At 67.9% G+C, this 11,336-nt stretch carries 12 protein-coding genes and 2 pseudogenes; 6 read left to right on the top strand and 8 right to left on the bottom strand.

The annotated features are described in order from the left end of the window. The coding region (locus ACFWTC_RS34310; RefSeq protein ID WP_384074934.1) for a hypothetical protein at positions 1–224 on the top strand (224 nt) is incomplete at its 5' end. A 126-nt stretch (positions 225–350) separates the two neighbouring features. Here ACFWTC_RS34310 and ACFWTC_RS34305 read toward each other — a convergent pair. From ACFWTC_RS34305 to ACFWTC_RS34295, 3 genes are all read right to left on the bottom strand, one after another. Continuing rightward, positions 351–1,340, bottom strand: a complete 990-nt coding sequence (locus ACFWTC_RS34305) for a BtrH N-terminal domain-containing protein (protein ID WP_384030471.1) — start codon at positions 1,338–1,340, stop codon at positions 351–353. Then, complete coding sequence (locus ACFWTC_RS34300; protein ID WP_384030469.1) at positions 1,337–2,143, bottom strand: MerR family transcriptional regulator; 807 nt, start codon at positions 2,141–2,143, stop codon at positions 1,337–1,339. Before ACFWTC_RS34300 ends, ACFWTC_RS34305 begins: the two co-directional genes overlap by 4 nt. 1,505 nt (positions 2,144–3,648) lie before the next feature. Further along, on the bottom strand, positions 3,649–4,407 hold the full coding sequence (locus ACFWTC_RS34295) for a DeoR/GlpR family DNA-binding transcription regulator (RefSeq protein ID WP_383932807.1): 759 nt from the start codon (positions 4,405–4,407) through the stop codon (positions 3,649–3,651). Between the two features lie 170 nt (positions 4,408–4,577). Here ACFWTC_RS34295 and ACFWTC_RS34290 point away from each other — a divergent pair, with 170 nt between their 5' ends. The 3 genes and pseudogenes from ACFWTC_RS34290 to ACFWTC_RS34280 form a co-directional block, all read left to right on the top strand. Next, the gene (locus ACFWTC_RS34290) at positions 4,578–5,816 is read left to right on the top strand and encodes an MFS transporter (protein WP_384030467.1); all 1,239 of its coding nucleotides are present in this window, start codon (positions 4,578–4,580) and stop codon (positions 5,814–5,816) included. Next, positions 5,813–6,226 (top strand): hypothetical protein, encoded by a 414-nt coding sequence (locus ACFWTC_RS34285; protein WP_384074931.1) that lies wholly within the window; start codon positions 5,813–5,815, stop codon positions 6,224–6,226. Before ACFWTC_RS34290 ends, ACFWTC_RS34285 begins: the two co-directional genes overlap by 4 nt. A gap of 282 nt (positions 6,227–6,508) precedes the next feature. Further along, positions 6,509–6,708, top strand: a pseudogene (locus ACFWTC_RS34280) (IS5/IS1182 family transposase); the annotation flags it as partial. Between the two features lie 97 nt (positions 6,709–6,805). On the opposite strand, the gene ACFWTC_RS34275 reads toward ACFWTC_RS34280, so the two are convergent. Further along, a complete protein-coding gene (locus ACFWTC_RS34275; RefSeq protein ID WP_384030463.1) occupies positions 6,806–7,414 on the bottom strand; it encodes a TetR/AcrR family transcriptional regulator in 609 nt (202 codons plus the stop codon). A 110-nt stretch (positions 7,415–7,524) separates the two neighbouring features. On the opposite strand from ACFWTC_RS34275, the gene ACFWTC_RS34270 reads away from it, so the two are divergent. Next, positions 7,525–7,950: a nuclear transport factor 2 family protein gene (locus ACFWTC_RS34270; RefSeq protein ID WP_383932799.1), complete on the top strand. Its 426-nt coding sequence runs from the start codon at positions 7,525–7,527 to the stop codon at positions 7,948–7,950. A 1,229-nt stretch (positions 7,951–9,179) separates the two neighbouring features. Next, positions 9,180–9,590: a preprotein translocase subunit TatB gene (locus tag ACFWTC_RS34265; protein WP_384074928.1), complete on the top strand. Its 411-nt coding sequence runs from the start codon at positions 9,180–9,182 to the stop codon at positions 9,588–9,590. Positions 9,591–9,745: 155 nt separating this feature from the next. Here the strand turns inward: ACFWTC_RS34265 and ACFWTC_RS34260 are convergent, their stop codons facing one another. From ACFWTC_RS34260 to ACFWTC_RS34245, 4 genes and pseudogenes are all read right to left on the bottom strand, one after another. After that, a complete protein-coding gene (locus tag ACFWTC_RS34260) occupies positions 9,746–10,162 on the bottom strand; it encodes a hypothetical protein (protein ID WP_384074925.1) in 417 nt (138 codons plus the stop codon). Positions 10,163–10,449: 287 nt separating this feature from the next. After that, entirely contained in the window at positions 10,450–10,692 is a 243-nt protein-coding gene (locus tag ACFWTC_RS34255; protein ID WP_383932794.1) for a hypothetical protein, read from the bottom strand. 64 nt (positions 10,693–10,756) lie between these two features. Then, a complete protein-coding gene (locus tag ACFWTC_RS34250; RefSeq protein ID WP_383932792.1) occupies positions 10,757–10,942 on the bottom strand; it encodes an IS3 family transposase in 186 nt (61 codons plus the stop codon). Between the two features lie 50 nt (positions 10,943–10,992). Beyond that, positions 10,993–11,316 (bottom strand): annotated as a pseudogene (locus ACFWTC_RS34245) (transposase); the annotation flags it as partial. Between the last annotated feature and the right edge of the window lie 20 nt (positions 11,317–11,336).

The raw sequence follows: 11,336 nt of genomic DNA, 5'->3' as shown, positions 1-11,336 counted from the left end.
AGACACAATCTCGTCCGGAGTCACGCCCCCTCAACGCAACACCGGGCCAGAAGGACACGCTCAACCACAACCGACCTGACCAAGCCCTACTAGCGAGCCAGCAGCTCGATTCCACCGGCCCCATCGCCACGCTCCTCGCCCTCGCTGCCGCCTCGGCCGCCCGCGACAACGACACCAACCGCCACGGCCCCGGCACACGCCGACCCATGCCCGGCACTCACTGAATTCCTGCGCTGCACGGCTGGGGGCTCCCGGCGCCGCCGAAGAGTGACGGCGCCGGGAGCTCTACCGGCACACGACGGCAGGCTCGGCACTCACGAGTTCGAACTGGGCGTCTTCAAGTGGCGTGCTCACGCTTCCAGGCAGCTCAGCGCTTGCATAGCCTCGCGCTCTATGTGCGAGAGATCGCCAAGGATCGTGCTGGCTTGTATGAGAAGCTGCGTCTCGCCCGATACGCCGGCCTTCTTGATCAGCGCTGCGACTTCCGTCCACAGGGTGGCTGCCTCGGTGTACAGCGTGTGGCCGGTGCGCAAGTGGCTGCTGTCGAGCAAATCGGTGCATTCGGCGAGGAAGTCACAGTAGAGGTTGCGGAACAGGGCGCCGCCGGTGCCGGCTTTCTCCATCAGGAGGGCAGCCTGTGGCAGGTCTCGCTGCGGGGCGTCGGTGCGCTGAAACCATGTGCGTACCAGCTTGCCTGCCCTCTCAATGCCTCGGTGGCCCAGGTTGGCGATGGGCGGGTGGAGGAAGGCGTCGGCGCAGGCGGTGATGGCGGGGATGATCTGGCTCTGCGGGGAGGGCAGGTTCGTCGGTGTGGTGAGAGTGAAAGAGCGGTGCTTGGCGGTCATCGGGCCGCGTGCGGCCCTGGCCTGGGCAAGGCTGGTCAGACTGGTGGATACCGTTCCGCCTTGCTGGTCGGTGTCCACCAGGTAGGCCTTGTGGTCGTCATAGCCGTACATGGCGACGACGTGGCCGCCGAAGTGGACCTTCGACCCGAAGTAGTCCAGGTAGTAGCTGTCGAGCTGTAGTCCGACGGGATGGCCGGCACGAATAGAGGCCGCCACGTTGTCCCATCCCCTGCGCGGGGATGCGGTCTCCTGGACCAGGAGCTCCAGCCCCAGCCTGGTGGCCAGGTTCTCGGTGAGGTCGAAAGGCTTGACCCGTCCCCCGAGGAAGGGGAAGCCCATGTTCTTGCTGTCCCAGTAGATAAAGGACAGACCGGAGCCGAGGCCGAAGAGCATGGGCTCAGACAGATCAAGTCCTTGGTGCCGCAGCAGCACCCCCAGGGCTGTCGTCTCGCAGTGCTGCGCACCGCGGGCATCGATGTCTACTACCGTGGTCATGCCATGCTCTCCTGGACGGGGATGATCAGGCGGGTCATCAGTGCTTCTTGCGATGCCTCTGCCGGTCCGACGAGATACGCCTCGCGTACCGGTGCTTGCGGGCGCAGTCCGCGCTCGTGGATGCCGGCGAAGAGAGCGTTGTAAGCCAAAGGCAGTTGGGTGTAGGGCCCGATGTGCATGGTCTCGGCAACGAGTCCGCCGGACAGCACTTCAAATTCCAGGCCGGGCATGCCTTCCCCATGCGGAGTCTGCGCTCCGACGGCGATGTCCATCCGCTCCTCCAGATCCAGCGGGTACAGCGCCCACAGCGGCGGCTCCCATGCGATTCCCGTCTCGCCCAGCACGGATAGCAGTCGGCCTACGCACTCCTCAACCTTGTCTCCGATCTCCGCAGGGGTGCAGACCGCTCGCACCACTGCTAGCCGTCGCTCCGGCTCCCTGCTCATCGTCACCTCATAGCCGGGCAGGCCGCCCTCCGCCAGCCGCTCCAGCATCTGAAGCCGGGCCTGGTCCCTGCTGATCCGCTCGGCCAACCGGTCCCGCTCAGCGCGCAGGATCTGTGCCCTGCGCCCAGGCTCGGCAGCCAGCGCCTGGGCGATCACAGCCAGGGGAAGATCCATGTCGCGGAGCAGGGCGATGGTCAGGGCATCACGTGCCTGTTCGGGTGCGTAGTAGCGGTAGCCCGAGCTGGCGTCCACGCGGACCGGAGCCAATAGCCCCAGTTCGTCGTAGTGCCGTAGCTGCTTGACGCTGAGGCGGCACAGGCGGGCGAAGCGCCCGATGGTGAGAAGTTCGTCTTGCACGCCATCATGATGGACTCTCCCACGGTGGGAGAGTCCAGCGCTGTGTCACCAGGATGTCGTCGATGTCGGTCACGGCTACTCACCAAAGCGCGCCGTCACAACCCTCTTCTCCCATAGATGTATGGGAGAAGACCGTTGGGCCCCGGGCGGCGCGGACACCTTTCCGCGCTGGACAGGTCCGGCGGGCAGCTGGCGGCCGGTCGCGACAGGTGAAGGGCGGAGCTGATGGCGGGCAAGCGGGTGACCAACCCGGCGGGACCCTCGAACAACCTGCGCGCGGATGTGCCGCGCGTGCTCGGGGCGCTGAAAGCCGCGACGGCTGATCAGATCCAGCGGATCGGCGCTCCGCACTTGGCCTACCGGCACACTGACAAGGGCAGCCCGTCCCAGCAGTTTCGGTCGGGTACGCGGAGTGCGTCAGGCGCGATGACGACTGCCCCCGCTCACTCGGAGTCGGGTATCTCGGAGTCCAGCAGTCCGTGCCGGTGGACCAGGTAGCCGAGCTGCAGTGGCTGGTCGCGCCCAAGCGGCGCATCGTGTCCGAGACGTGGCGCTGGCACGTGCGTACTGAGATGCCCAGGGCCCGGGCGGTGGCTCGGTCGTCTCCCCTTGGAGCAGGTGCCGGAGGATCGAGCGCTTTGTCTGGTCGGCGATGTCCTGAATGAACGCCTTCTCGCGCGCCTTGCTGATGACCTCGCCCGCTGCCCATAGGACTTGGAACGTCGCTGCGGCGAAGTGGACGAGGTCCGGGCTGCGGACGATCAGAGCGCCGCCCGGGGCATCCTGGACGGGTACGACCAGCAGGAGCCGGTCGAGGACGAGAGACCGGGGAAGATCACTGATGACTGTCCTGATCTCGCCCCCCCAGCTCCGCCATCTCTGCGGCGTAGCGCATCGTCGGGGGATCGAAGCGGGCGGAGTGCTGGTAGAGCGTCCGCGGGCGGACCCTGCGCTGGAGCAGGTCCCGGTCGCGTTCGTGGGCGTCCTTCAGTTCCTGGGCGGGACGTGGACCGCCGGGTTGGGCGCTGAGGACCTCCAGGCCGCACTCGGTCCTCCGGTGACCTCTGTAATCGGTACTTCCACTCTCGACACCTTCTCGTTCGCGCCAGTCGCGATCGTGATGCTAGAGCGCTCCCCCCCGTCGGGCCCTGCGCAGGCGCATGTATCGGACACCTTTCGCATGGGGGCGGAGCTGGAGGCGCGAAACAGCAAAGGCCTTGGTGGGACCGGACTCGGGCGTCCCGCTGCGGAGATTCGTCCGTAATCCGAACCCGCCGAGGCGCCCGAGAGGGGCGCCCGAGGCGGCTGAAAGTTACTGAAGCGGCTTGCTGGCGTGTTCGCGACAGTCGTGAACAGGACGGGCCGGGTCTGCTGGTGAACGGCGGGCTTCGGCGGAGTCTTGCCAGAGTGCGTGCCGGTCCCGGTGTGCGCCGGGAGGTCTGGGTGCGATGCGGAAAGGTGCGAGATATGAAAGGAGCGCCCCGCCGGCGGCGGTGGCGCGTGGCTCAGCCGTTCGACGGGTGGACCACCTCCACCCCCTGTGCCCGCAGCTCCTCGACCACCGGCGAGCTCTCCGGCGCGTCCGTGACGATGAGGTCGATCTGCCCCATGGAGCAGATCCGCCCCAGTGCCGCATGGCCGAGCTTGTCGGCGGTCGCCACCAGGATGACCCGTTGCGCCGCCGCCACCGCCGCCCGCTTCACCTGTACGTCGTCGAGGTTGTAGGCGGTGGCGCCCTGGACCGGGTCGACGCCGCAGCAGCCCAGGATGAACGTGTCGAAGCACAGGTCACGGAATGTCTGGACCGGGGTGTGGCCGTAGAAGGAGAGCTCCTCGGGGCGCACCTGGCCGCCGGGCAGCAGTAGCTGGATGCCCGGATGTCCGGAGAGGGCGAAGGCGGCGTGCAAGGAGAGCGGGGTGACGGTGAACTGGCGGTCGGCCATGGCCTTGGCGATGGCCACGGCGGTGGTCCCGGTGTCCAGGGCGACGGTCTCGCCGTCGGTGAGCAATTCCAGCACCGCGTTCGCCAGCCGCTCCTTCGCCTGCCCACCCGACATGGCGCGGATCGCGTAGGGAGGTTCGACACCACCCGGGATGTTACTCACGGCGCCGCCCCGCACCCTGCGCAGGGCGCCACGGGACTCCAGTACCTCCAGGTCCCGGCGGATCGTCATCTCGGACGCGCCGGTGGCGAGGGCCAGCTCCGCGACGGTCGCACGGTTCTCCTTCATGAGCAGCGCGACCACGAATTTGTGTCTGTCCATTACGTTCATGTGTCTGCTTTTAGCACAGACGAGGGGCGTCGTGAGTCGGAGTGCGCACGCTGCCTGTTGAAATGAACATCACGGCTGAGTAGTGTGCGAGGGAGATTGTGATTTGCAGGCGGCAATGAACACTGATGATGTTCATTTGCCAAGGAGCGATGAGGAGAGCGATGTCCGCCACCAGTGAGGCCGACCCGTCCAAGACGGCGAGGCCCCTGCTCACCCCCGTCGCCATCGTCGCCTCGTGCGTGGCGTTCGTGGTGATCGGTGCCCTGCAGGCGCTGTACGGTCCAGCCATCCCGGCGCTGCGGGAGGAGTTCGGCATCAGCCCCGCCGTTGCCGGGCTCAGCCTCAGTGCTCACTTCATCGGGGCCCTCCTGGGCGTGTTGATCTACCACGTCCTGCGGGGCCGGCTGAACAACCGCACGCTGCTCGGCGGCTCGTACCTGCTCATGACCGTAGGCGCGGCGCTCTTCGCCTTCTCGCCGAGTTGGATCCTGGCACTGACCGGCACCTTCGTCATCGGACTGGGCTTCGGCGGCATCGACTACGGCCTCAATCAGCTTTTCGCCATCGGGTTCGGGCGCCGCAGCACCGCCATGCTGAACCTGCTGAACGGCCACTTCGGGGTGGGCGCGATCGCCGGTCCCGCCCTGATCGGCTGGCTCGGCGCGGACAGCTACCCGGAGATCTTCGTCGGCCTCGGCATCGTCTGCCTGCTCATCCTGCTCACCCTGGGAGGCGTCGCCACCCGGGAGCCGAAGGCGGCCGTCACCGATGGCGAAGAGGCCCGCGGAGGCCGCGTGCTGCCGGTCATCGCCGCGTTCATCGGCATCTACGTCCTGCACGTGGCCATCGAGACCGGCGTTGGCGGCTGGGAGCCCACCCACCTGGAGGCGGTCGGCTACGGCGCCGCCACCGCCGCCACCGCGACCTCCGCGTACTGGGCCGCCATGACTATCGGCCGCTTCGTCATCGTCCCCCTGAGTCTGCGCTGGTCAGCGCCGTCGATCCTGACGGTCTGCTGCGCCGGCATGGCGGTCTTCCTCGTGCTCGCGACCGTTCCCACCCTCGCCCCGTACGCTTACTTCGGCGTCGGGCTGATGATCGCGCCCATCTTCCCCACCTGCCTGCCCTGGCTGAACCGGGCCGTACCGAGCGTCGCGGCGGCCGGGGCTTACGTAATCGCCGCCTCCATGATCGGTGGGGTGGCCTTCCCACCGCTGCTGGGCGGGGCGATCGACACTATGGACGTACGGGCGGCCCCTCTACTGCTGTTCGGTCTCGCCGTCGTCTGCGTGGGGCTCAGCCTGTGGCTGCGCAAGCACGCCCCCGACCCGGACGATGCGGCGACCCCTCGCCCCGAAGCCCTCCCGGACGCGGTCCCGACCCAAGGAATCCAAGGATGAAAGCCGTACTCTTCGACATGTTCGACATGTTCGACATGTTCGACATGTTCGGCGTCCTCGCGCGCCTTCAATCACCCGAATCCCAAACCGTGTTGGAAAGCACGGCCGGGGTGGACCGCGAGCGGTTCTGGGCAGCCTGCTGGTCGCAGCGCGCCCCGTACGACCGCGGCGACGTAGCCGGGCCCGCCTACTGGGAGGGGGTCTGCGAGACCCTGGGCATCCCGCTCGACGCACGCCGTACCGCCGACCTGATCGCGGCCGACCTCGCGGTGGAGTGTTCCCTCAGCGGCAGCCACAGGAAGTTGGCGTGCGAGGCCGGTACTTGGTGGCCTGAACTCTCGCGGACTTCTGCGCCCGGCACGGCGTCCTGGTGCGCGCCTTCCCCGGCGACGGTGTCCGGATCACCGTAGGCCTGCCCGAAGAGAGTGACGCCTTCCTGCGCGCCGCGGACCGCTTCGCGTTCCTGACGCCGCCGCCGGGGAGTCGCACCGTCCTGCGTCTCACGTGATGTCAGATGAGGGCCCCCGATGGCGGCCGCGAGAAGAAGAGGGGGACCGCGAACCGGGCGAGGAACGGCGCGACGGCCGGAGGGCCCGTCCGCGTGCGGCCCACGCCGTGAACCCGAGTCGCCCGTGGTACTGCCCTGCCCGCGCGTGCGAGGGGCAGCAGCCCGCAGGGCCAGCGGGGCGTTCGAGCACGCCGCCACCCTCGGCATCGACATGGAAATCATCGCCCGCACCCCCAGGACCCGGGGGTTCACGCCCATCCCGAAGCGGTGGATGGTCGAGCGGAGCGGACCTACGGACGGCTCATGCTCCACCGCTGCCTGGCCCGCGACTACGAGACCCAACCTGAACACTCCGAAGCCATGATTCACATTGCCATGACCGATCATCTCGACCACCCGGCCGGGACGGCCGGGTCACACTGGGTCGCCCTGCTGGGCTCCGGGGGTGTCGGGTACGGGCGCGGGCAGTGCAGGGACGTCATCACCGGGCGTCGCCTTCTGCAAGGGGCTGGTGCAGGGGTGCGATTCCCGCGTGCACCAGACGGAGGAACAACGCCTTCCGTTGCTGCCGCAACTGCGGGTCCGCGCTCGTCTTCTTCAGCCCGTCCGTGACCGCCAGGAGGAGAAGCACGATGTCCTCGGCGGTCGCGTCGGAGGTCGAGAACTGCACTTCTCCCGCTGCCGCGGCGGTATGCAGCGCGGAGGCGAGGCGGACGACCAGAGCCGCATGGGCCTCGCTGACGATGTCCCCGGCGACGTCGAGACTCGCATCGAGGACTTCTCCGCCGTGCACGCTCGACGAGATCTGCGCCAGGAGTCCTCCGAAGTAGGCGGCCATCGCGGCATCGACTCGGGACAGCACGTCGCCCTGCTGGGTGAGAGCTGTGTCCACCTCGCCGAGCGCCCGGGAGTGCGCCCGGCGGGACCCTGCCCGGAAGAGATCTTCCTTGCTGGGGAAATGCAGGTACAGAGCAGCCCGGGACATCCCGGCGGCACGGGCTACGTCCTGCATGGTCGTCTTGCCGTAGCCGTACTGACAGAAGGCGGTCAGTGCGGCATCGAGGATGTGTTCCGTTCGGTCGTCTGCCATGCTGTAATCCTGACGCAATGGACTCCCAGCGTCAACGAGTCCAACTTGGCTGGTCATTTCGGGTTTGCACACCCTCGCCTGGCCTCTCAACCCCTCAGGAGTGAAAGCCCATGACGCAGACAGCAGCCGTCCCGGCCGATGGTGCGATCGCCGAGCAGATCCGCGACGTCGAGCGGGCCAGGCTCCGAGCGCTCGTCGCAGGCGACATCCGTGCCGCTTCCGAGCTGCACGCACCCGACTTCCAGCTCGTCACCCCCGTTGGCCATGTGCTGTCCAAAGACGCATATCTCCAGGCGATCGCAACCGGAGACATCGACTACGTGGAATGGGAACCCGGCCCCATCGACGTCCGCATTCACGGGAACGCCGCCGTCATCCGCTACCAGGCCACGCTGGAGGTGACCTTCAAGCACCGCCGGATACCCCGCGCGAGCTACTGGCACACCGACACCTATGAGAACGCAGACGGCCAGTGGCAAGCAGTCTGGTCCCAGGCAACCGCGATCGAGCACATGACGGAGCGCCCCCTCCCGTAGCGGACCGCTGGACCATAGAGCGCCGTAGCTCCCCGGAGCGCGTCCGTGGACGCTTGCCGCACGCTCTGCTCACCGCGGCGATATCCCGGCCCAGGCGGGTCGGCCGCCGGCGGTCCCGCGGCAGCTCATCGCGTCTGCGTACTCGATCGCTCGGCGGTGTCCGCCGCTGTGCGGGAGCGGGGCACGGCAGCGCCGGCCCCAGGTCGAGGCGCTTGCTCAGGTCCAGGCGGGGGGCCTTGACCCAATGCCGGTAGTTAGCGGATTTCCGCTGGTGGCGAGGGGTGCAGGCGTCAAGTCGGAACACGGGCAACGGAGCCTCGTTGGTCAGGTAGTCCGCCAAGACTGCTGATCATCGAGGTGTTCCGTTGCCCGCACGCTATTGCCCCCTTCCGCCTGGCTGGAGCACGCTGACCGCGGCTCTGGCGGGCGGCGGGCTCGAGGCCGCTGAGCCGACCGCGAAAGCACTGCGCGACCTGCGTCGCCGTATCGGCACCGAACCGATGTGCCGCCTGTTCGAGTAGCTTCGTGGTCAGCGCAACGACCTCTGCGTAGTGCAGTACGCCACAACAGCACCTGGTAAGAGCAGGAGTGCCACCGCTGGACTCCTCTGGCCTCATCGACGAGGGCGGTCGTCCGACTGCCGGGCATCCTGCAATAGCGGCCCGGGCGCGGCCCCGGGCAGGACAACCCGGGACCGCGCACCCGCGCCTCGGGGTGCTGAGGAGAGGCGACACACTGCCAGCCGCCGAACTCTGCAGACCAGCGACTCGCCGCCGCCTGCCCGCCCAGGTGACGGATGGGACCCTCGGTGCCCTGTCGAGGCGGTCTCGGTGTTGCGCAGGTTGTCGGGGCCTACGCCTTGGTTGCCCGGCCGCCGGGTCCGGTGTGTTTCCGGACGTGGTTGAAGCATGGAGCGCGGCCGGTACATGCCCGGTGCCGTGCCGTCTCCTTCCGGGCTGGACCTGCGCTGCAGCCATGGGGAGAAGTTCTCGACCGTCTGGCACCCAGACCGAAAAGTGACGACACGTAATCGTAATGTCACGTAATGGCGGCGTCGTGGTCTGCGGACTTACATGCCGGGGCCGTTTGAGGACCGGTCGCGCGAGCGCCGGACCGGATAGCTCCTTGGGCTATGCCTCCGGTCCCAGAAGACTTGCCGTCGTCCCCGCAGGAACCCCGTCCACCACGGCCCGTCCGGGCCCGGGTGGGCCATCGTGAAGGAGATGACTGTGAAGCTTGCCCGTTTCGCGACCGCGACCGCTCTCGCCGCGGCTCTGGCCGGTGCGGCCATCGCGCCGGCGGCAGCCCAGCCGACCAGCCCCACCACCGCGCACCCGTACTCCTGCTCCAACGTGGGTGGCGGTCCCAACCACACCGTCAACTGCTCCGGTCTGATCACGGTGAACAACGTTCTCAACGGCACCACCGTGAACATCGGAGACCTCAACGTCTTGAACGGCACCCAGATCAACGACCTTCAGGTGGCCCTGGCCAACGTCGCCGACAACAACGTCAACGCCCCGGTCACCGTGCAGCTCCTGAAGCTGGAGACCGCCGCGATCTCCACGTACCTGACGAAGTTCGGCATCACCGTCCTGCCGGTCAACGTCGGTATCTGCGCGGGCAGCATCTGCGTCTGACCCTGATCGGCCCGGCATCTCGGCGGGGCGGGCCCCCTCTGCCCGCCCCGCCGGGATGCCGGAGCGGCCCGCCTGCGGCCGTCACAGCTGGACGCGGGGCCGGCAGCACGTACATCGAAGTCCGCGACTCGGTCGCAGGACGCGGCGGCAGTGTTTCAGCGGTCGAACCAGGCGCGGCCGTCCGCAGAGGCGAAAGCCCCAATGACCGCTACAGCCAACGCGATCCCAGGCACAGATGTCAGGCCGCCGCCGGAGAAGAGGGTGACCAGCCCACTCAATACGACCAGAACCTCTACCGTGATCACGACGGGGCGCACCCAGGCGTAGCGGCCCAGGGCAAGGAAGCCTGAGACGATCAGCACCCCCGCGACGGCCAGCGCCAGCATGGCAAGGGCGCGCAGCAGGCCGGTGCCTTCCTCCTGACCGTGGTCGACCTGGTCGGCCACGAGGGAGAGAATCAGCAGCGCACCCGCCGCGTTGAGCAGGCCCTGAAGCCACACCGCTGCCAGGGCGAACTTGATCCGGCCCGGCATCCGCTGCCCGGACGCGGCAGTCGCCTCATTACTCCCCATAATGTGCCCCCCGTGTCGTGCTTACAGCGTGGGCGCCCCCCCGTGACCGCGTCAAGAAGAAGGGAGCCTTCCGTTACCGGGTGATGACCCTATGTGCGAATTCTCGGATCGTGAGCAGCCGCGATGTTGTTCAAGGACGCCAGCCCTGCGCCTGGTCTCATGCCGGCTCAACGCCCGTGCTTGCGGGGCACCGACAGGTGTCCCTCGCGCTCGAAGCACTGGGCGGCGGTGAGGTGCATCGCCCCGGACGGTCACCGGCCCGGCATCGCTCCACCGGTGTACTCGGGTCAGGGAGTGTCGCCGAGCCACAGGAACGGGCCGTTGGGATCAGCCTCGATGGGGGAGTAGAGCGCCCGGCCGCCGGCTCCGTACAAGCCCCGGTCCGTGATCAGGAGCGCACCTTCCGCCAGCTGCTCGCTGGACCAGCCGGTGACGTCTGGAAGCTGCCCGTCGAGGGGGCCGCCCACCAGGTCCACGTACGTGCGCCCAGGGGCCGGCCCGCACTGCTCGACGTCGTCGCAGTTGTACACTGAGGTTCCCCCGCTGTGCGGGAGTGGTACTAGCTGGTCAGGGCGGGTTGACGTGGTTTCAGGTTCACTTGGTCGGCCGCTGCCTGGTCGGCGTAGTGCTTCTCCTCGAACTCGATCGGGCTGAGATAGCCGAGACGTTCCTGGATGCGGCGGGGGTTTGGAAACCGTCGATGTAGTCGAAGAGTGCGAGGTTCGCCTCGGCACGTGTGGCGAAGACGCGGCCGCGGACGCACTCGGTCTTGACCAGCATCCACAGGTTCTCCGCCAGGGCATTGCCATACGAGTCGCCGACCGAGCCATGGACGCCTGGATCCCGGCCCTGACCAGGCGTGTTGTGAGCTTAACGGACGTGTATCGGCAGCCGTGGTCCGCATGGTGAATGAGCTCTCCGGCGATGGGCTCACGGCTGGCCAGGGCGTACTCAAGCGTGGTCAGGACCGGGTCGGCGTCCGCGCGGGCGGAGGTCTCCCAGGCCACGACCCGGCGAGAGAACGCGTCGCGGATCGCGGAGAGCCACAGCGGTCCCTCCTTGGTCGCGATCATGGTCAGATCGGTGACCCACAGCCGGTTCGGCGCAGTCGCGGTGAAGTCGCGTTGCAACGAGGCCAGGAGCGAGCTCGGCATCCGGGTCACGTCGAGTGAAG

This window comes from Streptomyces sp. NPDC058619, from assembly GCF_042717785.1.
Classification (GTDB): Bacteria; Actinomycetota; Actinomycetes; order Streptomycetales; family Streptomycetaceae; genus Streptomyces.
Note: the sequence above shows the minus strand (reverse complement) of the source record. Positions and strands in the feature narration are given on the sequence as shown.